Here is a 23,363-nt window from a genome sequence, read left to right as displayed (position 1 = left end):
GCAAGGTATTGCTCGTCGCCGGTGTAGAGAAAGCCGCGCTGACCGGTTTCGGCGTCTATAAGTAGTGACTCTACTGCGCTGATCTGGAGTTGGGCCTGCCTGGTGTGACTGACCCGGTGTCCGGTTTCGACTTGCTCGTCTAGCTGCCGTTTTGTAACGTAGGCGTCGGCGACGAGGATGGCGAGAAGGATTACGAATCCGCCGATAACACTGAAGCGCTTGAATCGGGTCTGCATTGGAGAAGTCTCATCCGGCCACTAATGTCGGCAAGTGGTTTGGTTTGGACGGATCGGCCAGGACAACACCGAGTGCAGACCATATCTTCTGGGTCAGGAGGGAAACTCTGCCAGTGCGTCGGGCGGGTCATGTGTCATGCAGGCTTGATCCGTGATTTGAAACTAGCTTAGCGCGCAAGGGGCGTCAAGAGGCGAGCGCATACAGGTATGCGTATGTTCAGCCGGCCTAATCGGCGAAACCAGAGCAGCTAGTAGGCCGCGATGCCGGTGATGTGGTGGCCCAGGATAAGGGCGTGGATATCGTGCGTGCCCTCGTAAGTCTTAACCGATTCGAGATTCATCATGTGGCGCATGATGGGATAGTCTTCCGTGATCCCATTTGCACCGAGAATATCGCGAGAGATGCGGGCGCACTCGAGTGCCATCCACACGTTGTTCCGCTTCGCCATGCTGATGTGCTGATGACCGACGGTGCCCGCATCTTTGAGGCGGCCCACTTGCAGCGACAGCAACTGTGCCTTCGAAATCTCCGAAAGCATCCACACGAGCTTGTCCTGGATGATCTGATGGCTGGCGATGGGTTGATTGTGAAACTGCTTTCTTGCCAAAGCGTATTGGAGCGCGGTGTCGTAGCAGGACATCGCTGCGCCGATGGCGCCCCAGCTGATGCCGTAGCGCGCCTGGTTCAGGCACATCAACGGGCTCTTAAGGCCGCCGGAGCCGGGCAAAAGGTTGGCGGCAGGAACGTGAACGTCCTGCAATGAAAGGCCGCTGGTTATGGAGGCGCGGAGGCTCCATTTTCCATGGACTTCGTAGGCGCGAAAGCCAGGGCGATCCGTCTCCACCAGGAATCCGCGGACACGATTGTCTTCGTCTTCAACCTTGGCCCAGATGATGGCGATGTCAGCGATATTGCCCGAGGTGATCCACATTTTTTCGCCGTTGAGGATGTACTCATCGCCTGACTTGCGGGCTGTTGTGGTCATGCCGCCGGGGTTTGACCCGAAGCCGGGTTCAGTGAGTCCAAAGCAGCCGAGTTTTTCTCCGCTGGCCATGGCGGGAAGCCAGGTATTCTTCTGCTCGTCGGAGCCAAAGGTGTAGATGGGATACATGCAGAGTGCCGACTGCACGCTGACAAAGCTGCGAATGCCGGAATCGCCGCGTTCGAGCTCCTGCATTACGAGACCGTATTCAACGTTGGACATGCCGGCGCAGCCGTAGCCCTCAAGGTTGGCGCCGAAGAAGCCGAGTTCGCCCATGATGGGGACAAGTTCGCGCGGAAAACGTTCGGTTCGGAAACACTCCTCGATGATGGGGATCAGGTTGTCTTCGACAAAATCGCGGGCGGTACGGCGAACCAGCAGTTCATCCTCGCTGAAGCTTGCATCGAGATGGAGAAAGTCAACGCCCTGAAATTTGAAAGCCATGATTGCACCTTGCCATTCTGTGTTGCTCAAACCTGCAAGGCTAGCAGACTGGGGTTGAGCGCTACCAGCGCGAGCAGGTTGCTTCGTCTCCACAGTTTCACAACTTCACAGATTCTGTGAGGCTGTGGAGTCTAGCGATCTGCGCGATTGAAAAGGCTGGAATTAAGGACGGCCAGCCAGGTGCTTCACAGTTTCACAGGGGGAGGGGGAGGGGGTGGGGGTGGGGGTCGGGGTGGTTGCGAAAGCTGGCCGACTGCTGATGGACTTGCCCAGCGGCGCGACCGGCATTCGGATTGGCGGGCAATCCTTCGAGCAGGGCCGATAGTACGGCGGAAAGAGAGACGTCGTTTTGAGCGGCCCAGATCCGTGCTTTGTGATGTGCCTCGTGCGATATAGCCAGCGTGACATTTCGGGTTCGCATGGGAGCTCCGGTTGAGGGATGAGTTCAACACCATTGTGCGCCGGAGGGTGAAAATTATCTGCAAAACTGTCGAAGTTTTCAGGGCGCAGAATCAGTGACTTAGAAGAATCTTTGGGTCCAGCGATTGACACGTTTCTGGGGTGACTGCGAAGTTCTTGGTTTCCCACTCATGCCGCGGTGAAACTGCGTCATGAATGGGGCACGCTCATTTACGAACGCGAAGTTTGTGGTTATCCCACTCATGTCGCGATGAAACTGCGTCATGAATGGGGCACGCTCATTCTTGCGTATCGCGAAAAGGAGCAACTGCAGATCCTTCGGCGCGCTTCGCTTGCTCAGGATGACAGTGCTGGAAGGGGGAGATAGTTGACAGTGCTGGACGGCGGAAACAGCCAAGTCTTTGTAACAAGAGTGGTATGTAAACAGCAATGGCATGGAAAGAGCCGGTCGCAATGTAAACAGCCAGGGGTACGTCAAAGCCGGTGATATGTAAGCGGCCGGCATATCGTGAGGACGGGGATGCGGCAGACTGCTATTCGTCCGAGTCCTGATCGGCGCCGTAGGTGGGGAAGGGCTCTGGCGCAGTGCTGGTGGGCATCGCGGCCAGGGTGTTCAAGTCGGCGAGCACCTGCTTCCAGCGGTCGGGATCTTTTTTGGTTGTAATGGGCAGATCGAGATTTGAATAGTACTTCTGGATGTCTTCCTTGATGCCGGGAGGAATTGGTTGCGTGGGCTTCTGCACCAGCCTGTGCAACAGGTCGGCATAAGTTGAGTCAGTGAGCGGATAGCCCCCGGGCTGAACCACACGGCCCGTATCGAGATCGCGATTGGAAAGTGGATGGTGCGGGTCGCGCGCCAGGGGAGAGGCATCGTCGGCATGGGTGAGTTTGGCGAGGGGAGGAACGGGGCCTTTAAAGCGTTCGGCCACCGGGGTAAAGTGCGTCAGAATCTGCCGGAGAACTGTTGTAGAGACCGCCACACTGTGAGCGTATTCCTCTTCTGTCTGCTTCGTGGGTCCTTTGACAGCAACCAGGGAGAGGGGGCCAACCTTGGGCACGATGAAGAGAAATCCGGCGATCAGATACGTTTCAAATCCGGCGCCGCGGCGGTATGCCTGCCAGTTGTTATCCAGCCCGACTTGAGTAGCTTCCTTCTCAAGCTCGACAGCGTCCGGGGTTGTGGGGTCGGGAGGTTCGTGGCTGCGATGGAGGAGAGTGACTGCGTAGGCCATGCGCGGAATGAATGTGCGAACTGCGAAACGATATTCATCACTACTGATCCGGTGCCTGCCGGTAAAGTTCTCAGTGATGCCGTAAGTCTGATAGAAAGCCAACGCCAATTGCCGCATCGAGACGGCGAGTCCAATATGGCGCAGGTACATGATGGGAGCGACGTGATGATGCGCGATCTCGTTGATGTCGAAGGCAAATTCCGTCTGGACGTGCTGGTGCTTGCCTTCGGCGTAGTTCACGGATGATCCGTATTTCGCCTTCAACTTCGGGAACTCGATGGGAACGGCGAGGTTGGTAGCCTCAGCGTGGCCGACAGAGTCGCCAATATAGTGCGAGAGCGCGCCGATGGCGAAGGCCAGCTCGTTGGCGTCATGCGCATTGCGGAAGAGATTGACGACAAAATCTCCGGAGCGCACGTAGTGGGTCAGATTCGAAAACGATTGATCGCCGAAGGGATAGTAACCGAGGTCCTGGATAACACAACCGCCGTATGCGTAAGCCCGCGCCTGATCAAGCTGTGCGGGGGTCAGGTTGGGATAACGGCTAAGGAGCAGGGGAACGATGGAGTCCTTCCAGGTGAGATCGATGAGCTGCTCGTGGGTGATGAGCGAGTAGCCGGCAGCGGGACGCGGGAACAGGGAGAGGAAGATCAGTGCCAAAAGCGCAAGGATTCCGGTATATCTTCGTTTCATTCCGCACCCCGGGGTACTGCTCGTTTGCTTTTGAGCCGCATTGCCGCACATCACTGCGTCATTGTATCGAGCAGATGGCGCAAGCGGTCTATTCGTCGCGGCCCGACAAGCTGTTTTTCATGCAAGGCCGCGACAGATTCCTCGCCGGAGCCTTCGCAGCTGTATCTTTTGTCTGATGCAAGGCCTGCAATGGTGTTGTCGCCACTCTTTGTGCAGCCGCGCGCCGTAGTATTCGCCCCCCCGGCGACATCAACCCGCCTGCGAGTGTGTTTGACCGCTCCTCGAGCAAGGCGGGACGCTGCAGATTCCGCTCAGCGTCGTCACGCCGGGTAGAAAAAGCCTGGGATTGGATAAATCTTGGGAATCGGCACGGCCAGGGGCTACTCGATGAACTCGCGGACGAAGGGGTCCTGACTGTGGACCAACTGGTGAAGTGAACCATCAAAGATCAGATGCCCTTCTTCGAGCATGAGGAAGGTTGTCTTGGAGTCAGTCTGATTTCCGGGCAGCGGCACCATGCGGTCCTCCGCGGGTTCGAAACGGTGGCTGCACATGGTGAATGCATCCTGCAGACGGTGCGTGACGAGCACAGAGGGGGAGTGATAAACGTCGCGCTGCTTCACGATCAGCTCGATGATGGTGGTGGAGGTGACGGGATCGAGGCCCCCGGTTGGAGAGTCATAAAGCAGGAGTTGAGGATTGTGAATGAGAGCGCGAGCAATGGCGACGCGTCGGCGCATGCCACCGGAGAGGCTTCCGGGGTAAAGGCTGAAAGTCTGCTCAAGACCCACAAAGCGCAATGCCTCGCGGACGCGGACATCGATCTCCTCGTCAGGGACTTCTTCCTGAATTAACTGGTAGGCGACGTTATCGCGCACCGTCAGCGAATCGAAAAGTGCGCCTTCCTGAAAGACCATGCCGGTGCGAGTGCGCAGGTGGAAGAGCTGTTCCTCGGGAATGCGCGAGATCTCTTCGCCGAAGAGGAAGATGGAACCGGAATCCGGGCAGAGGAGTCCGTTGGCGAGCTTGAGAAGGACACTTTTGCCGACACCAGCGGGACCGAGGAGAATGCGGGTTTCGTCTGGGCCCACTGTAAAACTCACGTTTTCAAGTACGGGGTTGTCGAACCCGATTGAAACGTTGCGGAATTCGAGGACCGGCCCGGCGTTCGCTGGAGTATCGTGCGCCGCGGGCGTGGAGGAGTGGTCGAGGTTTGTCATCAGCCAAAGATGGTCAGCATGACCTGGGTGACAAGGAAATCGACGAAGATGATGAGGACGGAGGATACGACGACAGCCTTGATGGTGGAGCGGCCTACGCCTTCGGTGCCGCCAGTGGTTCGGAGGCCATAGAAGCAACCAATGCTGGCAATGATGAATCCCGAGAAGAGCGGCTTAATGAGGCCCTGCATGATGTCCCCAACGTGCAAGTATTCATAGGCCATGGAGAAATACTGGGTACCGTTCTGGTGATTCATGAAGACGGTGACAGCCGCGCCGCCGAGGATGCCAAAAAAGTTGGCGACGATGGTGAGAAAGAAGAGCATAGTGACGCAGGCAAAGATGCGAGGAGTTACCAGCTTGCGCATGGGATCAACGCCGAGCGCGCGCATGGCGTCGATCTGCTCGGTGACGACCATGGAGCCCAACTCGCTGGCCATCGAGGAGGCGTTGCGGCCGGAAACCATGATGCCGGTGAGGACGGGGCCGAGTTCGCGAATCATCGAAGTACTTACGAACCTTCCCGTGACGGCAGTGGCACCAAACTGAGACAATGTAGCTGCAGACTGCAGGGCAAGGACTCCTCCCGTGAAGAAGCCGGAGAGGAGAACAATCGAGGCCGAACCGAAGCCTATAATGTCAGATTGCACCAGAAAATCAGGCCAATAGACCGGCGGGCGAAAGAGATTCGTAGCGCCCTGATAGGCGAATAACGAATAGGCCTGCACCGTTTCGACGATGTTCTTGGCGGTATTCTCGACCGATTGGAATGCCATCAGATTATCGCACCGTAAGTTGCAGGATACGGGCTACTTGCCCTCTCTTGCACAGAATAGCGCATCCCATGTCGCCGGACGCACGCATTTGAGCTGGCCAGCAACGCAAGAACTACCAGGTTGAGGCAGATGTTTGCAATTCCGGGCCCCGCGGGATTTTGTAAGTCATTGAAGAAAATGGCGGTTCCTTTATCTCAGAGCGGGCCTATCAGCTGCTCGGGGGTTGTGCATCTAAAAAGACAAGAGCCTGTTCAAGACTACAGGGGGGAAGTTCGATGCACTCGTTTCGCTTGCGGTTAATTCTCGCGCTCATTGCAGGCGTGACCTTACTGTCAATTGCCTCGACCTACTTTGAGGTGCTGGAGCATAAGCACGTCCTTCGTCAGGAACTTGAATGGCGCTCGAGTTGGATCGGGGAGAGTCTGAAGCCGGCGTTAGTGCAGGCATTTACGCAGGGAAACACGAGCGAACTCTCAACCCTCGCGGCAAATGCAAAGGCGCAGACCGGGGCTCTCGGTATCGGAGTCTACGATCCACAGGGTCAACTTATTTCTTCCGCAGGAGCGCCCGCTGTTTTTCAAGCCCTGGCGCATCCGCCCTTTGAATCTCTGGCCAAGAAGACACCTGTCGAGTTGCTGTCTCTGACCCAGGTTGAGCGATCGCTCAAGAAGGGGACGCAGGTCAATGCATTCGGGCATACGGAGGATATCCAATGGCTCGAGGAAGTGTTTCCGCTGCATGACGGGAATCGCCTTGTCGGCGCACTTGTCATCCTGGTGGACGCTGGATACATACGGGATCAGAGTTACGACCTCTGGCGGCGAAGCTTCTGGTGGATCGTAGCCACGGTGGTACTGATTGTCACCGTCACGTTCGCGATGGTGCGGTGGTTCCTGATGCGTCCTTTGACGCGGGTTGCGGAGAGGTTGCGTCGGGTGCGGATGGGACATTTCGAGAGAGGTCCTTCATCCGGAGGGGCAGATCTGAGTATCTTCAGCCCACTTGCTCGCGAAGTGGAGACGATGGCGGAGAGCCTGATCGCGGCCCGGGCGGCTGCTGCGGCAGAGGCACGGCTGCGCGATGCGGGGGAGCACTTCTGGACGCCGGAGCGGCTTGCTGTCCACATGCGAAACAAAGCGAGCGGACGGATTTTTGTGGTTTCAAACCGCGAGCCTTACATGCATGTACGCGAAGGCCGCAATACAACCTGCGTGGTGCCGCCCAGCGGGTTGGTCACTGCCATCGAACCGGTTCTGCGCGCCTGCGACGGCGTGTGGGTGGCAAGTGGCAGCGGCAACGCCGATCGCGAAAACGTAGATGAATTCGACCGGTTGCGCGTGCCACCGGAGGATCCGAAGTATACGCTGCGGCGGGTGTGGCTTTCGGCGGAAGATGAGTCGCGCTACTATGACGGATTTGCTAACGAGGGGCTATGGCCGCTCTGCCATATCGCGCATACGCGACCGATATTTCGCGCATCGGACTGGGAGGCGTACCAGCGTGTCAATGAGAGGTTTGCCGCGGCGTTGCTTGACGAGATGAAGGGCAGTGCGGAGCCGCTGGTGTTTGTGCAGGATTATCATTTCGCATTGTTGCCGCGGCTGATCAAGGCGGCACGCCCGGATGCGCGCGTGGCGATTTTCTGGCATATTCCGTGGCCGAACCCCGAGGCATTCGGGATTTGTCCGTGGCAAGCTCAACTGCTGGACGGGCTTCTCGGCGCTGATCTGATCGGGTTCCACATTCCCCAACATTGCCATAACTTTCTTTCAACGGTGGATCGGGTGCTGGAGTCGCGAACGGACCGCGAGCATATGACAGCGCGTCGGCTGGGACATACGACCATGATCAGACCGTATCCGGTGAGCGTGGCATTCAGCGGAGGTTTGCCGAGTGCGCTGCGCGTGATTGTTTCGGAAAGGGAAGAGGATCGCGCAGAAGAGCGGCGCGCCTTGCTCGCTGAGTTCAATGTGCGCGCAGAAATGATCGCGGTCGGTGTCGACCGCCTGGATTATACGAAGGGAATTGTGGAGCGGTTGCTGGCCATTGAAGAACTGCTGGTAGAGCATCCGTGGCATCGGGAGCGGCTGACCATGGTGCAGATTGCGGCGCCGAGCAGAACGCGCATTCCAAGCTATGCCGATTTGCAAAAGAGGGTGGATGAAGAAGTGCGGCGCATCAACCATCGCTTCCAGACTTCGCGGTGGAAGCCGGTGGTGCTGATCGATCGCCAGTGCGATCACGAGGAGGTCAACCGCTGGTATCGCATTGCAGATATTTGCCTGGTGACTTCGCTGCATGACGGAATGAACCTGGTGGCGAAGGAATTCGTCGCGGCACGCGATGATGAAGACGGTGTGCTGGTGCTGAGTAAATTCACGGGTGCGGCGGTGGAGTTGCGCGACGCGCTGATTGTGAATCCTTATGATGCTGCGGAGGTGGCCGAGGCGATTCATCGCGGCCTGGACATGCCACGCGAAGAGCGCAAACTGCGCATGCAAGATATGCGCAAGCAGGTGATGGAACACAATATTTACCGTTGGGCGGCAATGATTCTCGGAGATCTCCGCGATGTTCGGCTGGAGAGTCCGGACTCCTCAGACATGTATGCAGGGCCATCGGGAGAGACCGTTATATCCATTGATCCCTACCGTAAAATGGCCTAGAAGGCGACAAGGTTTGAATCAGAGAGAAGCCGAAAAACTGGAAGAATTCTTTTATTCGCTGAATGGCGCACAAGCTCCCTTGCTGCTGTTGGACTACGACGGCACGCTGTCCGATTTCCGCATCAATCGATTCGACGCGCGGCCGTGGGCCGGCGTGCGCGAACTGCTTTCGATAATCCAGAAGGACAATCGGACGCAGCTGAAGATTATTACGGGCAGGCCCGCGGGCGAAATCAATCCGATGCTGCAGCTTCCCGAACCGGTTGAGGTGTGGGGACTGCACGGCGCGGAGCGGCTGTTTGTGGATGGCACGCGCGAGATGCAGGAGGCTCCCCCGGAAGCGCTTGCCAAGCTTGACGAGCTTCGCGAACAGCTGCGGCGCGATGCGTTTGGCGGGTTATTTGAAGATAAGCCGAATGCGGTGGTGATCCACTGGCGCGGGCATACTCCGCGACAGGCGAAGCACATTGAGCAGAAGACGCGCGCGCTGTTTGAGCCGGCAGCGCTGGTAAGCGGGCTGTCGCTGCTGGAGTTTGAGGCGGGCGTGGAATTGCGTGTGGGGCGCGATAAGGGCGGAGCCGTCGAAGCCATTGCGGCGCAGGCAGAGCCAGGCGTGCCCGTTGTTTATGTGGGAGACGACCTGACAGACGAGCCCGCATTTTGCGCTGTAAATCGGATGCGCAATCCCCATTTGAGCGTGTTGATGCGGCGCACGTGGCGAGAGACGGCCGCGGAGGTCTGGCTGCAGCCTCCGGATGGGTTGCGGTGGTTTTTGCGGGAGTGGGAAAAGGCTGTGAACCGGCCGGGCGAAGCGTACAGGCAGCTTTTAGCGACGGGGTAAGGGAAGTCTGTTCCTCTTAGCGGTTCCAGCGGTCTGTATTTTGCCAAGCCAGAAACATGTTATCTCTGCATAGGCGTTTGTCCCGAACTACCCTTAGCCGGAGAGTGCCGTGCAGGCTAGGCTGAGATTCCTTGCACAGGCCCGTCACTCCAGACGTATCATGGACCTTCTCGGTTCGCATCTATGGTTTGCACTTGCAGGCTCGCGCTGATTTACGTCGCGGCAGTCACCTTGACACTATTTTTTGTTGATCCCCCCAACGCGACAGGGGCGATGCCGCAGAACACCGGAAGTTCGGCGTCACCTCAGCAAGATGTTCCCTATGTTTTCCGCGCTACTACTCGCGAAGTGGTTGTAGATGTCATCGCGGTTGACGCACATGATCGACCGGTACTCGATCTCGTTCCAAGTAACCTTCACGTCTTCGAGGAGATTGGCGTCTCACACAGAATCCCTGAGGATATTTCAAGCCTTCGGATTATCGATCCGATTTCGACAAATGCCACTGAAGATACACCCCAAGCAGGCTTCCGCATTGCGGGGAACGGCAGCTGCCTTGAGCGAGCTTCTGTGCACTACGAACTTGCCTATCATCCCGGCGCTCAGGGCTGGACAAGCGGATATCACCAGGTCCTGATCAAGACAAATCGCCGTGGTGTGAAACTGTTCTTTCGACATAGCTACTACATCGGTGAAACCAGTCCCGCGAAGGCGTCCGGGCACAAAGACCAGGGCCAACTCGAGAAGGAACTCGTACAGTCCGCTTGCGGCCATCCCACGGTGCCGCTCTCTATTTCTTTGCGTGCGGCGCTCATAGCAACCGGGAGCACTGATGTTCTGCGCTATTCGATCAACATAGAATCCGGGTCGCTGGCCTTCGTCTCTTTCTCCGACAATGGCCGCCAACTGCAATTGGATTATGGTGCGTGCAACTTTGACGCTGCCGGTCAGCCCCTTAATTACATGAGAGCCTCCACTGATCAGGTGCTGACGTCTGTCGAATACGCACGCGTTCTGGCGCACGGATTCCACCGCTTCTTCGAATTTCCTGTTCCAAAAGGTCTCGCCATGACTCGCTTCGTTGTGCGCGATCGAGAAACGGGCAACCTCGGCGCAGTGGACATACTGTCAAGGCCGGAAGGACTGCCGAACAAGGCACCAGCCTCTCTCCAGGACCCGGCTTCGCTGTCGAGGCTGAGAGATGCCTTGCGCGAAACGGCCGAAAGAACGTACGTCCAGGCAGACATGCCACCAGATGGCCCGCTTGGCTCTTTCGGTTCAGTTGTGCCGAACTCGCGCTCATTGTGCGGGGACGTATATGAGCTTCCTTCGAACACCAGGCAACTCCCAGACTATCGGGCTCTCGATCCCATTGGATCGATTTACACAGATGCGTTGGCCGTCCCGTGGCAGGTCTTTACGCCAACGTCCGGCATTCCCGGTGTGACAAACCGGACTGAGTGGTTCGGCGTGGATTACCATGGCACATTTTGGGTTCGAAATCCCGGTGAGTACGACTTCAAATTGATCTCCGATGATGGTGCCATCCTTCAAATTGATGACACACGCGTGATTGAACTGGATGGAATTCACTTTGCCTGGCGGCACACAGGGAAGACCGTGCTGGATGCGGGCTTACACACGATTCACGTTCCGTATTTCGAGGGACCCATGGCGGTGGCCCTGGTACTCTGGGTAAAACCTCCCGGCGGTGACTGGAAGATCTTTGACGTTCAGGATTTTGCTTCTCCGTCGTCAACGGAACCAACAACACAAGCGCCAGCATCAGGCCAACCTTGATGGTGCTCTAATTCCACAGGCGCGGCGGCAATCCAAGAACATACCAATGTTTCGGTCGGATTGTGGGCAACCAGAAGTTATCCTTTCCAACATCACCGCATTCGCTTGCCCGTTCTCCACCTGCTACTTCCTATTCTGGCCTTCGGCCAACACCTGAGCTGCAGTCATAAACCGAGCCGTCGTCATCAGCTGAGAAGCTAAGATGAACGCGCCAGCCCTGCTGCTCGCAATATTGGCACCGCTGGATGTATAGTCGGTCGATTGGGAACAGCAATAAAAAACTCCGACCGAAGGCCCATGGACAAGTAACACGCCCACTAAAATGAGCCTTCCCGGGAAGAGTGCACCCGCTCGGACAAAAGCAGTAGAACGCGCGTCGATCAGGAGAACGACATGGCAATTGCAAAGCTCTTACCGACGGGGGTTTTTGACCTGGGAACCAGGATGGAATCCTGGGAGAATCGACGCGCCGCGGGTAAAGCGCTTCGCCACGCGGCCCCGCTTGAGTCACATGCGAAGTACACGCCCGGAAAGAACCGGCCAGACCCTCTGAAATTACTCGCGAAGAGCAACGCCGGAAGACAGGCTCATCTCGTTCCACTACGGATGGGGCGCATGGCATCTTCCCCGTTCGCGTTCCTGCGGGGATCGGCGTGCGTGATGGCTTCGGACCTTTCGGTGTCCCCCATCAGCGGAATTCCGGTGGTCATGTGCGGCGATGCCCACATCAACAATTTCGGGATGTATGGCACCCCGCAGCGCGAAGTGGTATTCGATCTGAACGATTTTGACGAGGCGGTCGTCGGCCCCTGGGAATGGGATCTGAAGCGAATGGTTGCGAGCGTGAATGTTGCCGGGCGACAGAACGGCCTGAATCGCCGCGAACGCGCAGCAGCCGTCAAGCGTGCCGTCGAGGGATATCGACTCAACGTCACTCGCCTGCAGAATATGGGCATATTGGATGTCTGGTACCTGCATGCGCATCCCGGGCGCATGAACCCAATTGCAAAGGTCGATGTCAAATCGAAAGCAGTCATTTCGAAAACCGTGGCCAAGGCATTACGGACGGACAATCGTGCCCTGTTGCCCAAGGTTGCCGATCGGCAGGGCGACGCGAAGTGGACCTTGCGTAATGACCCTCCCGTGCTCACTACAATTCCCAGGGCAACCAAGGAAAAAGTGATCGAGGGCCTGAACCGCTATTCGGCCAGCATCGGGTTTGAGCGGCGCATGATGCTGGGGCGCTACCACATTTCTGATATCGCACACCGTGTTGTCGGAATCGGCTCGGTCGGAACCAGGGCATATCTGGCGCTCCTGTTCGGGACTGGGGACAACGACCCCTTGTTTCTGCAGGTAAAGGAATGCGTTCCCGCGGCTCACGCTCCCTATCTGCCGCCTCTGTCGAAAGAGATCCGTCACGACGGGATGAGAGTTGTGATTGGACAGCGGGCGCTACAAGCATCTTCCGATCCCATGCTGGGTTACACCGAGATCGATGGGCGGCCGTATCTTGTCCGGCAAATGAAGAACCTGAAAGCTTCGATGCCTGTCGAATTCCTTACCGGCTCATCATTCAACTTTTACGCCTGGGCTTGCGGTGCAATTCTCGCGAGAGCCCACTCGCGAACGGGTGACCCGGCGCGCATCGCGGGCTACTGCGGAAAATCCGATGCGCTCGATGAAGCTCTCGCGCAGTGGGCGGAAAGTTACGGAGATCAGACCGAGGAAGACCACGCCACCCTGCTCGCATCGATCAAGCGGGGGGCAACTAAAGCCGACATTCAATCGGATGATGAGAGTTAGCGAAACGAGTTGATGGGCCGCTCGATGGCCACAACGATTGCGCAGACGAACGGCTCGGTATTCCATCTTGGCAGATTGTGCCTCATGCGTGCTCTTTGCGCGTGAGTGGAATTCAGCAGCACCACTCTGCTCAGGTTGAGGAATGCGACACTGTCATGTAATCATTCATCGCGGCTGTATCGCGACGAGCGGGTTCAGTCCGCCGCGACCAGCTTCCTCTGCAAGGCCTCCAGCGTCTGTCCCTTCGTCTCAGGATAGGTGAACAGCACCGTCAGGAACTGCACCACCGTCATCACTGAGAAGAAAACAAAGGGCACGCTCTGCCCCATGTGCGCAGCCGCCCACGGAAAGGTCAGCGCGATGATGGTATTCATCGTCCAGTGGCTGGCATTCCCTACGCCCTGACCCTTTGACCGCACGCGATTCGGGAACACCTCGCCGATATACACCCAGATCACGGCACCCTGCGACATCGCAAAGAAGGCGATATACCCAATCAGCAGCCACACCAGCATGCCCTGGTGTGAGTTGCTGCGGTAGATCCACGCCACCCCCGCCAGGCAACTCGCCGTACCTGCCGCGCCAATCAGCAACAGCGTCTTGCGGCCCAGCTTGTCGATCATGCTCATCCCGATCATGGTGAAAATCAGGTTCGTGAAACCGATCGCGATTGCCTGCTGGTCGCCCGAAAGCTGGCTGAATCCGGCGGCCTGAAAGATGTCGTTCAGGTAGTAAAGAATCGCGTTGATTCCCGCCAGCTGGTTGAAAGCCCCGATCGTGATCGCAAGGAACAGTGGATAGCGATATTTCCACCGGAACACCGGCTCATGCGCCGAAGCATGCTCCTCGGCAAGCGCCTTGCGAATGTCGGCAAGTTCTGCCTCGGGCTCCGGCTCACCCATCAGCTTAAGCACTTCCAGGGCTTCATCGATTCGATCGCGCGAAGCCGACCAGCGCGGGCTCCGCGGAATCCCAAAGAGCAGTATCAGAAAACCCAACGCCGGAACCGCCGCCACACCAACCTGCCAGCGCCATTCCGTCGCGCCAAGGTGCAGCAGCCGAATCAGGTAGTTGGAGGTATATGCAACCAGGATGCCGAAGACTACGTTGAACTGAAACGCGCCCACCAGCCGCCCCCGCCACTTGGCCGGAGCAAGTTCGGCGATATAAACCGGCCCCAGCACCGAAGACGCGCCGATGCCCAGCCCGCCAATAAACCGGAAAATCATCAGCGAAGGCCAGTTCCACGCCAGCGCACTGCCCAGGGCAGACACGATATAAAGCACCGCCGTCAGGCGCAGCGTTTCACGCGAACCCAGCTTGTGTCCCACCACGCCCGCACTGAACGAACCCACTACCGTGCCGATCAGCGCGATCGCGACCGTCCATCCCTTGCCGGCGTCACTCAATCCATACAGCTTCACCACGGAATCGATGATCCCGGAGATAACAACTGTGTCGAAACCAAACAGCAGACCGCCGAGCGCTCCTGTCAGAGTCGCCTTCATCAGGTTTAGATTGGGTCGCATTTACTGTCCTTGCCCCTTGGTCCTTGAATGCACGGAACGGTTCTTGAAGGTCCAGAACATCCTACAGACCGGAACCCGGAGCAGCAAATCTTCGGGCAAATCCAGCCAGATCCGTTCGGCACGCCATTATTATTCGCGTGGCTTTCCGGGCGTCACAACCAGTACGCGACAGGGGGCTGTTCCACTCGCGCTCCATGCAATCGACATGTCACTATCCACATACGCACAGTCGCCGATTTCCAGCACCTCATGCATCCCGCCCGAATCCAGCCGCAGTTCTCCCTCGAGCACGTACACCACGCTGCACACAGACTGCCCCACTTCTGACATGACGCCGGCGGCTCCTGTCGGATACTCGATCATCCGCGCTACGAGCCGGGCATGGTTGCTCAGAGCGTGCAGCAGTACCTGTTTCACCGCCTCCTGGCCTCTTCCATTTCCGATCAAATGGGCTTTACGCGTTATCGCCAGGGTGTGCTTGGCGGCATCGGCAAAGAAATAGCTCAGACCAATTCCGTAAACCCGGCAAATATTTGCCAGCGTAGGGAGCGTAGGAATCATCCGGTCGGTTTCAAGTTTTGACAGCAGCGCGGTCGACAGGCCGGTTTCTGCGGCAAGGCGCGAGAGAGTCAGATGTTTTTGCGTGCGCAAGGTACGCAACTTCATACCAATGTTGTATGGCTCAAGCGCCCACCGGGCATACGATTGTGTGTTCGCCATTGGAATTACCTCGCAGCAGAAGTCTTCCGCGAATCGGCCTTCCATCTGCTGAAGGATTTCTGAAATCTGATAGTTGCGCATGGGTGGGCAACGTTTAGGATAGGAATGCGCCGTGCAGCGTTCGACATCCGGCTACGAAGTGAGTCAAAAATTCACGAAAGAGGATCATCCCCCATGGCCCTGTTTTCCTCCCCCGTGCTGCGCAAGATTTCTGTTTTACCTCATCGCTACATTCAAACCTCGATGGCAATCGCAATGCTGATCGCCTTGCAGACATATTCCCTCCACCTCGCTGCGCAAGCGTCAGCGGCACCGCCCGACGTTCTCGTCCTCAGCAATGGAGACACCCTGCACGGCAAGTTAGTGAATGCAATAGACGGTAAAGTGACCTTCCATTCCGAACCTCTGGGTGACGTCACGCTCGGCTGGGACAAGATCAAGGAACTGCATACCGGCGGCAGTTTCGCGGTCTTCGACAAGAACGTGAAGATACACGGTAAGAAAGGGGCCGCAGCGCTTCCCACAGGCACGGTCGACGTAGCAAATAAGTCAGTCACTCTGCACACCGAAAACGCAACAGCTCCCGCTCCCATTCCGATCGCAGACGCGGAATTCATCATGGACAAAGCCACCCTGGACAAGCAGCTCTATCATCATCCGGGCTTCTTCGAAGGCTGGAATGGAGCAGCCACCGCCGGCGCATCCGTTGTCTCGGCTACACAGAATCAGTACGCTTTCTCCGGTGCTTTGGACCTGGTACGCGTTGTGCCCACTGCGAGTTGGCTATCGCCGCGCAATCGCACGTCCCTGGGTTTCATTGGATCCTACGGAAAAATAACGGAACCCGCGTACACAATTCCTACGACGCCTCCAACCTTCGTGCCCGCCGTGGTCACCAAGTCCGCGCTCTATCATGCCGGAGCAGAACGAGACGAATATTTCTCGCCTCGTTTCTTCGCGCTCGTGCAGGCCGCGTTCGATCACAATTACGCTCAGAATCTCGATCTTCAGCAAATCTACGGCGGCGGGTTGGGTTGGACAGCACTCAAGACACCCCAACAGGAAATGGACCTGAAAGCAACAATTCAGTATGAGAGGCAGCAGTTTTTTTATTCTTCGGCAAACGAGAACCTGATCGGATCCACGATCTCCCTGTCCTACGTGCTTCATCGCAAGTTTGTAACCTACACGCAGGATCTGGCTTACATTCCCGCGTTCAACAACCCTCACGCCTATTCCGTGAATGAAACCAATACGCTTGCATTTCCTGCATACAAGAATTTCGGCTTTTCTGTTGGAACCCTGGATAGCTATCTCAATAACACGCCTTTGTCAGAGCCGCCCACCAAACACAATTCGTTCCAGTTCACGATGGGCCTCACTTACGCAATCAAATCAAAGTATTAGAACCTGCCCATCCCGCACTGACCACGAGACCTGCCCCGTCGGCAGGTCTCACTTTTGAACTACTGGTGTTGGTCTTATGCGGAGCTCATCGCCCGAAAGTTTTCCATTGGCGACCCGCAATGCTGCGAAACTTGTTCGCCATCCATCGTAAGAAATGGAGTTATTTTTCCCATTACGAAACTATTCGGGTAACAAAGCCTAACGTTACCAATTCTCCGCTGAAAACCTATTGCTCATCACAGGTCTATGTTGCAGTTTAGATACATAATTGATGCGCGATGCAAAGCTGCGCTCGTACCAACTCCTTAAGAATGGAGGAGTTTTCGTTCCTGTTCTTCTCCGGTTTCGACAGGAAGACTGAAATGCCAAAGGAGGTTACCTCCATTTGGAGTCAAATTCGGGCCCCAAATGCAGTTTTTCCGAAACTCTGAGGAAGACGATGGTTCAGTTCCGTTCGGCATCTGGTTCTTTATCTGGTCGCGCATTCACGTTTGGAAATCTTCACCTCGAAGCTGACGGCACCCTCACCCGCGGCGACTCCATAATTCATCTGCCGCCCAAGGAGTTGGCTGCTCTTAATCTGCTCCTCGCGCACTCTGGCCAGGTCGTGACTCATCAACAATTGAAACGGGCTCTCTGGGGCGATGTACACGTCACCGACGACAGCGTGCCAAAATGCATGTCTTCCCTGCGCGAGTTGCTTGTACCCGACGACTACATTCAGACCGTCTATAAGCGCGGTTACAGGCTCTCTGTTGAGGTGCACAAGAGCGAACCCCAATTGTCCGAGGGACAACCGCGCCTAGTCATTATGCCGTTTTCGGCAGAGATGAACGTACCTGGTTATCTCGGATCGTCCATCGCTGAAGAGACCATCGCCCTGCTCACCGCCGATCGGTTTTGCCCGGTTCGCGTACTTGCGCGAGATTCGGCTTTTTCTCTTGCCGCGCGCGGAATGACCGCCCATCAGGTTGGCGAAGCTCTGCAGGCCGACCTCGTCCTCACCGGCACCCTTCGTTCGTTGCCTTCGCATTTTCGCCTCCGTGCCGAGATGATTCGGGTTGCCGACGGCACGCAGATTTGGGTCGAAGATATGCTCGTCTCGCAGGCAAGAGTGGCGGAGTTGGAATTCGAGTTGGCAAACCGACTGTTCGTTCGTCTCAGCACATTTGATTCGTTTCTTTCCAGGCGGCCTTCCTTTGACGCCCGCGATAACCAGGATCCCGGCCGCCGCGAAGCTTACGAATTGTTTCTGCGTGGGCACCACGAATGGCAGACCCTGCAAAGGCATCGTATGCTGGACGGTCTGCAGCATCTAACGCGGGCCGTTGAGCTCGATCCCTCTCTCCATGCGGCGCATATCGATCTTGCAAATGCATGCGTCATTCAGGCGTTCTCCGGCTTCATTTCCCCAACGCAGGCTGCGGAACAGGTGCGGCGCGCTGCTGAAGCTATCCCGCGCTTCGTTGAGGGCGCGGAGGCCATCCTCCCGCCGCTCGGATGGATTCAATTTCACGTCGATCATGATTTGTCAGGAGCGGTGCGCGCTTTCTCGACCAGCGCACACCTTCCTCACGAAACGTCCATCACTCGCCTCCGCTCGATGTTCTCATTGAGTCGTCATCGCTTTCTCGAGGCTATTGAAATCCTCAGTGAAGCGCTTCACTCCGATCCGTATTCGCCCTGGCTGAACGCTCGCCTGGCCTGGGCCTACCATCTCTCGGGCGAAACCGCAAAAAGCGTCGAGCAGGCGGAGCACGCGTTAGATATCTTCCCCGACCACGAGAGCACGAACCTCTACGGCGCCATGATTCTTTCCTTCAACGGCAATGCGGATCGGGCCATCGCCGTCTCGGAAAATCTTGTGCGGCGATCCCCGTATCTCGATCCCGCCATTGCCGTGCACGGCTATGCGCTGGCCCTGGGCGGCCGCACAGACGAAGCGCGCTCCATACTCGAACGGCTGCAATGGCTGAGCCGCGAACGTTTCGTTTTGAGTTCCTTCACTGCGGCCATCTGCGCGGCTTTGGGAGACATCGAAGGAGCCACCGCCGAACTGCACGCCGCCTCAGAATCGCGATGTCCGTGGTTTTTTCAATTCCTTGCCGATCCACGCTTCGCAGCGCTGCACGGCAATCCCAAATTCGTTGCTCTGCAATCGGTCCTCGCACGCATGGAAAGCGCCGCGGAAAAGAAGTCAGAACAGGATATGTAGCCGCCGGCAGGCTCTGGCAAAAGCGCTTTCAGTAAACCGATAAAGCTACCCAATCCTTGCCCCAACCTAGTACATTTCTTTCGGCTGACCTTATTTAACCCAGGCCGACTTGAGATCGCACCGGCGTGTGCCTGTGACCGAGCTCGCTGTTGTCATATTGTCGGAAGCAAAACCGATCCGCTGGTGCGCAGGATGCGCTCGCACGCAGTTTATGGAGGAACAACCATGCCGTTTCGTCGGCTTTTTATCGTCCTTTTGGTCTCTGCCGTATTTGCCGCAAGTTCGTCCGCACAGGAACCTGCCTACCTCAATACAAATCTTGCGCCCCGGGATCGCGCACACGACCTGGTTGGACGCATGACCCTGGATGAAAAAGCGGCGCAGCTTGAGGACTGGGCGACCGCCATTCCCCGGCTCGGCATTCCCGACTATCAGACATGGAACGAAGCTCTGCACGGCGTAGCGCGCGCCGGATACGCAACCGTTTTTCCGCAAGCCATCGGCATGGGCGCGACATGGGATCCGCGAATCGTTCGCAGCATGGGCAACGTGATTTCCTCTGAAGCGCGCGCGAAATACAACCAGGCGCAGCGCGAAGGGAATCACCGCATCTTTTACGGGCTGACTTTCTGGTCGCCCAACATCAATATTTTTCGCGACCCGCGCTGGGGACGCGGACAGGAAACCTACGGGGAGGATCCTTTTCTCACCGGCCGCCTCGGCGTCGCCTTCGTCAACGGGGTGCAGGGTAATGATCTGCAGCATCTACGCGCTGTAGCCACGAGCAAGCACTTCGCTGTGCACAGCGGTCCTGAGTCGCTGCGGCACGGCTTCAACGTCGATCCCAGCCCGCGTGATCTCGAAGAGACCTATCTGCCAGCTTTCCGCGCCACCGTTACCGAAGGCCATGTGCAATCCGTCATGTGCGCTTACAACTCCATCGATGAGTGGCCAGCCTGCACGAACAAGATGCTGCTGAAAGAGCATCTCCGCGATGCGTGGGGCTTTAAAGGCTTTGTCGTTTCAGACTGCGGAGCCATCGTCGACATCAACCAGGGGCATAAGAAAACTCCCGACATCGAGCACTCTGCAGCGCTCGCCTTGCAGGCCGGAACTGACCTTTCCTGCAGCATCTGGGCTCCAGGGTTCAACACTCTCGCCGATGCTGTGCGCAAGGGACTCGTAACCGAAGACCTGGTCACCCAGGCTGCCGAGCGCCTCTACACCGCGCGCTTCCAACTCGGCATGTTCGATCCCCCCGGCTCCTCACTTGATCGCATCCCGTTCTCATCTGTGGCCTCCGACGCCAATCGCCAGATGTCTCTCAAGGCTGCCGAAGAAAGCATCGTTCTGCTCAAGAACGACGGCGCGCTGCCGCTGAAAGCGCCGGAGAAGATCGCCGTCATCGGCCCCACTGCTGATTCTTTGCCGTCCATTCTGGGAAACTATGTCGGCACGCCGCTCCATCCGGTCACGCCTCTCGATGGCATGTTGAGTCAATTCAAGAGCACGCCCATCCTCTACGCACAAGGCTCTACGCTTGCTGAAGGAGTTGGTGTACCGGTGCCCCGCACCGCCTTCGGGCTCAACAAAGGGCTGAAGACTGAATTCTTCGCCACGACTGACTGGACAGGCCGTCCCGTCGCAACTGAGATCGAACCCCTCATCCAGACGGACTGGGAAAATGCCAAACCTTCGCCCGACGTCGATACGCATAATTACTCTGTGCGCTGGAGCGGAACTATTGCCGCGCCCGCTCCCGGCCATTACGTTTTCACCATGGAGCCGGGCGACGCTTTCCCGTATACTCCCGAAGAATCCTATCGATTCCTGCTTGATGGAAAAGTGCTTGGCGAAGGTGCGTTACGGCAGGGTCGCGATCTCTCCGCAATGGGTAACTTCAAGTCGGCGCCCGGAGCATCGCCCACAGCGCCCCCTGAGCAATTGAACGTGAAGGTTCCGTCCATCGCCGTCGATTTCACAGACACAAAGGAGCACGAATTCAAACTGGAGTACGCGCACGCCGGCGATCAGTCCGGCGGCGGCCTGACCCTCAAATGGGAAGCGCCCGCGCAGGCACAAATCGATGAAGCGGTCGCTCGCGCCATGGAGGCCAGTGTCGTCGTGGCATTCGTCGGTCTTTCACCACAGCTTGAAGGCGAGGAGATGCCGGTCAAATTGCCCGGCTTCAGCGGGGGCGACCGCACCAGCCTCGACCTGCCCGCACCGCAGCAAAAGCTGCTCGAAGCCCTCGCAGCGACCGGCAAGACTCTCATCGTGGTTCTGCAAAGCGGCAGCGCGGTCGCTCTCAACTGGGCCAACGAACACGCCGCCGCAGTCCTCGAAGCCTGGTATCCCGGAGTCGATGGCGGAGCGGCGATTGCCCGCACGCTGGCTGGACTCAACAATCCCGCGGGACGACTGCCTGTTACCTTCTATTCCTCGCTCGCCGGCCTGCCTGCATTCACTGACTATTCGCTGAAAGGCCGCACCTACCGCTACTTCACTGGCAAGCCACTGTGGGGATTCGGTTACGGCTTGAGCTACTCGAAATTCACCTATGGCCCGGTCAAGCTTTCTACCTCCACGCTCAACACAGGCGATCCCATCACCGCAAGCGTGGTTGTCAGCAACACCGGAACCATGAGCGGCGACGAGGTGGTCGAAGCCTACCTCAAGACTCCGCAGGAAAGTGGCCCCATCCACTCGCTCGTCGGCTTTGACCGTGTCACCATCGGCCCCGGAGCCAGCAAGGAAGTCGTTCTGAAAATCGATCCGCGCTCGCTATCGAGCGTCGACGACCAGGGCAACCGCTCCATTCTCGCCGGCGAATACACTCTGACTCTCGGTGGTGCGCAGCCGGAAGAAACAAGTGCGAAGTCGGAAGCGGGTTTCAGCGTAACGGGAACGGCCGCGCTGCCAAAGTAGCTCTGCTACCTTCACGGGCAGGCTGTTGCGGTCTGCCCCGCACCCCTTCATTACCCAGTAATTGCGCGGTCCGCCCACTCTACCGGTGAGACAGAGATCGCGAGATTGCCAGACTTCGCACCCCATTGATCTAGATCGAGCGATCATGCCATCTCCCGGCTGGGAGGACTATCGCAATTCGGGTATGACATATAAAGTAATGTCACTCACCAGAGTTGTCTGTTTGGAATGGAAATTTCGAGGGAGTTCACGATGGCTACGATCAATGTGAATGGCGCGCGACGGGAAGTCCAGGCGCCGGGCGACACGCCGCTACTCTACGTTTTGCGCAACGATCTGCAACTCACCGGCCCGCAGTTCGGTTGTGGATTAGCGCAGTGCGGAGCTTGTTCCATTCTGATCGACGGGAAGGAAGTTCGTTCCTGCATTACCGCCCTTTCCGACGTGGGCCCCAATCAGGAGATCACCACGCTTGAAGGACTTCCTGCGCGGTGGGCGAAGCAAAAGGGCCTCTCGGCGGAGGACGCGAAAAGCACGCTCCATCCAGTTCAGCAAGCCTGGATTGAGGAACAAACTCCTCAATGCGGATTCTGCCAGAACGGGATGATGATCAAGGCAACCGAACTGCTCGAAAGCAATCCCAATCCGACTCTGAAGCAGATCAAAGAGGCCTATACCACCTCTGGAATGTCGCCCAACCTCTGCCGCTGTGGAACCTACACGGCGATCATCGAAGCTGTGCAGCATGCCGCCACACTAATGGCGAAGGGAGGCAAGTGATGGCGACCCGGAGAAATAAGCCGATCGATGTGTTTGGAGCGGCCCTGACCCGCCGTCAGTTTGTGAAGACGAGCGGCATTCTCGCCGTGGGCATCAGCGTGGTTGGCACGGCACCGCTGCGGGGTGACACGCCAAAGGCGACGATAGCGAAGAACTCCCTCGATCCCGCTCTCCCCAGTTCGTGGATCGAGATTCACGCGGATAACACGGTGCTGATCCGCACCGGGAAGAACGATTTCGGACAGGGCACAGTCTTTACAGCCTATCGACAGATAGTGGCCGAAGAACTGAGCATGCCCTTTGAGGCCATCACAACCGTCGTTTCGGGAACTACCGACAGCACACCTGACGGTGGTGGCTCCTTCGATTTTCTGGGCGGGGGTACACCCAACCTGCGCAAGGTGGCTGCGTATACCTACCAGGCGCTGCTCGATCTTGCGTCAAAGAAACTTGGAGTCGCGAAAGAAAATCTATCCGTGAAAGACGGCGTCGTCTCCGGTGGCGGCAAGAGCGTTTCCTACGGTGATCTCATCAAGGGGCGGCAACTGAACCTTACGATTCCCGTCCGAGGAGATCTGACCAGCATCATGGGGTTGAGCGTCGAGGGTAATCCGCCGATGAAGCCGGTAAGCGAATACACGGTTATCGGCAAGTCATTCAAGAGTTC

The 23,363-nt window shown here is 57.3% G+C and carries 17 protein-coding genes; 9 read left to right on the top strand and 8 right to left on the bottom strand.

What is annotated here, in order from left to right; all coding sequences use genetic code 11:
• From WA354_RS12970 to WA354_RS12945, 6 genes are all read right to left on the bottom strand, one after another.
• On the bottom strand, positions 1 to 236 hold a 236-nt coding region (locus tag WA354_RS12970; RefSeq protein ID WP_472813433.1), incomplete at its 3' end, for a CHASE3 domain-containing protein.
• A 248-nt stretch (positions 237 to 484) separates the two neighbouring features.
• Entirely contained in the window at positions 485 to 1,663 is a 1,179-nt protein-coding gene (locus tag WA354_RS12965; protein WP_472813432.1) for an acyl-CoA dehydrogenase family protein, read from the bottom strand.
• Positions 1,664 to 1,856: 193 nt separating this feature from the next.
• Positions 1,857 to 2,084 carry a hypothetical protein gene (locus WA354_RS12960; RefSeq protein WP_472813431.1) on the bottom strand — a complete coding sequence of 76 codons (228 nt, stop codon included), beginning with the start codon at positions 2,082 to 2,084 and terminating at the stop codon, positions 1,857 to 1,859.
• A gap of 532 nt (positions 2,085 to 2,616) precedes the next feature.
• The gene (locus WA354_RS12955; RefSeq protein WP_472813430.1) at positions 2,617 to 4,008 is read right to left on the bottom strand and encodes a zinc dependent phospholipase C family protein; all 1,392 of its coding nucleotides are present in this window, start codon (positions 4,006 to 4,008) and stop codon (positions 2,617 to 2,619) included.
• A gap of 380 nt (positions 4,009 to 4,388) precedes the next feature.
• Entirely contained in the window at positions 4,389 to 5,228 is an 840-nt protein-coding gene (locus WA354_RS12950) for an ABC transporter ATP-binding protein (RefSeq protein WP_472813429.1), read from the bottom strand.
• Positions 5,228 to 6,004, bottom strand: coding sequence for an MlaE family ABC transporter permease (locus tag WA354_RS12945; RefSeq protein WP_472813428.1), 777 nt, complete (start codon positions 6,002 to 6,004; stop codon positions 5,228 to 5,230). The genes WA354_RS12950 and WA354_RS12945 overlap by 1 nt, the downstream gene beginning before the upstream one ends.
• A 275-nt stretch (positions 6,005 to 6,279) precedes the next feature.
• Here WA354_RS12945 and WA354_RS12940 point away from each other — a divergent pair, with 275 nt between their 5' ends.
• The 4 genes from WA354_RS12940 to WA354_RS12925 all read left to right on the top strand — a co-directional run bounded on the left by WA354_RS12940 (position 6,280) and on the right by WA354_RS12925 (position 13,117).
• A complete protein-coding gene (locus tag WA354_RS12940) occupies positions 6,280 to 8,670 on the top strand; it encodes an alpha,alpha-trehalose-phosphate synthase (UDP-forming) (RefSeq protein WP_472813427.1) in 2,391 nt (796 codons plus the stop codon).
• A 13-nt stretch (positions 8,671 to 8,683) separates the two neighbouring features.
• Positions 8,684 to 9,511 carry a trehalose-phosphatase gene (gene otsB, locus WA354_RS12935; protein ID WP_472813426.1) on the top strand — a complete coding sequence of 276 codons (828 nt, stop codon included), beginning with the start codon at positions 8,684 to 8,686 and terminating at the stop codon, positions 9,509 to 9,511.
• A gap of 231 nt (positions 9,512 to 9,742) precedes the next feature.
• Complete coding sequence (locus WA354_RS12930) at positions 9,743 to 11,311, top strand: PA14 domain-containing protein (RefSeq protein ID WP_472813425.1); 1,569 nt, start codon at positions 9,743 to 9,745, stop codon at positions 11,309 to 11,311.
• A 393-nt stretch (positions 11,312 to 11,704) separates the two neighbouring features.
• On the top strand, positions 11,705 to 13,117 hold the full coding sequence (locus WA354_RS12925) for a DUF2252 domain-containing protein (protein ID WP_472813424.1): 1,413 nt from the start codon (positions 11,705 to 11,707) through the stop codon (positions 13,115 to 13,117).
• A 194-nt stretch (positions 13,118 to 13,311) separates the two neighbouring features.
• On the opposite strand, the gene WA354_RS12920 is transcribed toward WA354_RS12925, so the two are convergent.
• Together WA354_RS12920 and WA354_RS12915 are read right to left on the bottom strand one after the other, a co-directional pair.
• A complete protein-coding gene (locus WA354_RS12920) occupies positions 13,312 to 14,646 on the bottom strand; it encodes a sugar porter family MFS transporter (protein ID WP_472813423.1) in 1,335 nt (444 codons plus the stop codon).
• Between the two features lie 129 nt (positions 14,647 to 14,775).
• The gene (locus WA354_RS12915) at positions 14,776 to 15,366 is read right to left on the bottom strand and encodes a helix-turn-helix domain-containing protein (protein WP_472813422.1); all 591 of its coding nucleotides are present in this window, start codon (positions 15,364 to 15,366) and stop codon (positions 14,776 to 14,778) included.
• 174 nt (positions 15,367 to 15,540) lie between these two features.
• Here WA354_RS12915 and WA354_RS12910 point away from each other — a divergent pair, with 174 nt between their 5' ends.
• The 5 genes from WA354_RS12910 to WA354_RS12890 form a co-directional block, all read left to right on the top strand.
• The gene (locus WA354_RS12910) at positions 15,541 to 16,773 is read left to right on the top strand and encodes a DUF481 domain-containing protein (protein ID WP_472813421.1); all 1,233 of its coding nucleotides are present in this window, start codon (positions 15,541 to 15,543) and stop codon (positions 16,771 to 16,773) included.
• 439 nt (positions 16,774 to 17,212) lie between these two features.
• A complete protein-coding gene (locus tag WA354_RS12905) occupies positions 17,213 to 18,988 on the top strand; it encodes a winged helix-turn-helix domain-containing protein (protein WP_472813420.1) in 1,776 nt (591 codons plus the stop codon).
• A 225-nt stretch (positions 18,989 to 19,213) separates the two neighbouring features.
• Complete coding sequence (locus tag WA354_RS12900; RefSeq protein ID WP_472813419.1) at positions 19,214 to 21,916, top strand: glycoside hydrolase family 3 C-terminal domain-containing protein; 2,703 nt, start codon at positions 19,214 to 19,216, stop codon at positions 21,914 to 21,916.
• Positions 21,917 to 22,168: 252 nt separating this feature from the next.
• Positions 22,169 to 22,696, top strand: a complete 528-nt coding sequence (locus WA354_RS12895) for a (2Fe-2S)-binding protein (protein ID WP_472813418.1) — start codon at positions 22,169 to 22,171, stop codon at positions 22,694 to 22,696.
• Positions 22,696 to 23,363 (top strand): molybdopterin cofactor-binding domain-containing protein (locus tag WA354_RS12890; RefSeq protein WP_472813417.1); only part of this gene is annotated, 668 nt, incomplete at its 3' end. The genes WA354_RS12895 and WA354_RS12890, both read left to right, overlap by 1 nt.

The organism is Occallatibacter sp., from assembly GCF_049802275.1.
In the GTDB taxonomy this organism is placed as follows: Bacteria; Acidobacteriota; Terriglobia; order Terriglobales; family Acidobacteriaceae; genus Telmatobacter.
This window is presented reverse-complemented; position numbering and strand designations above follow the sequence as displayed.

What these genes read in the sequence shown, in the direction of transcription:
- WA354_RS12950 (WP_472813429.1), bottom strand. Translation starts at nt 5,228, where the DNA reads ATGACAAACCTCGACCACTCCTCCACGCCCGCGGCGCACGATACTCCA.
- WA354_RS12895 (WP_472813418.1), top strand. Translation starts at nt 22,169, where the DNA reads ATGGCTACGATCAATGTGAATGGCGCGCGACGGGAAGTCCAGGCGCCG.
- WA354_RS12940 (WP_472813427.1), top strand. Translation starts at nt 6,280, where the DNA reads ATGCACTCGTTTCGCTTGCGGTTAATTCTCGCGCTCATTGCAGGCGTG.
- WA354_RS12920 (WP_472813423.1), bottom strand. Translation starts at nt 14,646, where the DNA reads ATGCGACCCAATCTAAACCTGATGAAGGCGACTCTGACAGGAGCGCTC.
- WA354_RS12900 (WP_472813419.1), top strand. Translation starts at nt 19,214, where the DNA reads ATGCCGTTTCGTCGGCTTTTTATCGTCCTTTTGGTCTCTGCCGTATTT.
- WA354_RS12965 (WP_472813432.1), bottom strand. Translation starts at nt 1,663, where the DNA reads ATGGCTTTCAAATTTCAGGGCGTTGACTTTCTCCATCTCGATGCAAGC.
- WA354_RS12915 (WP_472813422.1), bottom strand. Translation starts at nt 15,366, where the DNA reads ATGGCGAACACACAATCGTATGCCCGGTGGGCGCTTGAGCCATACAAC.
- WA354_RS12925 (WP_472813424.1), top strand. Translation starts at nt 11,705, where the DNA reads ATGGCAATTGCAAAGCTCTTACCGACGGGGGTTTTTGACCTGGGAACC.
- WA354_RS12905 (WP_472813420.1), top strand. Translation starts at nt 17,213, where the DNA reads ATGGTTCAGTTCCGTTCGGCATCTGGTTCTTTATCTGGTCGCGCATTC.
- WA354_RS12955 (WP_472813430.1), bottom strand. Translation starts at nt 4,008, where the DNA reads ATGAAACGAAGATATACCGGAATCCTTGCGCTTTTGGCACTGATCTTC.
- WA354_RS12945 (WP_472813428.1), bottom strand. Translation starts at nt 6,004, where the DNA reads ATGGCATTCCAATCGGTCGAGAATACCGCCAAGAACATCGTCGAAACG.
- WA354_RS12960 (WP_472813431.1), bottom strand. Translation starts at nt 2,084, where the DNA reads ATGCGAACCCGAAATGTCACGCTGGCTATATCGCACGAGGCACATCAC.
- WA354_RS12910 (WP_472813421.1), top strand. Translation starts at nt 15,541, where the DNA reads ATGGCCCTGTTTTCCTCCCCCGTGCTGCGCAAGATTTCTGTTTTACCT.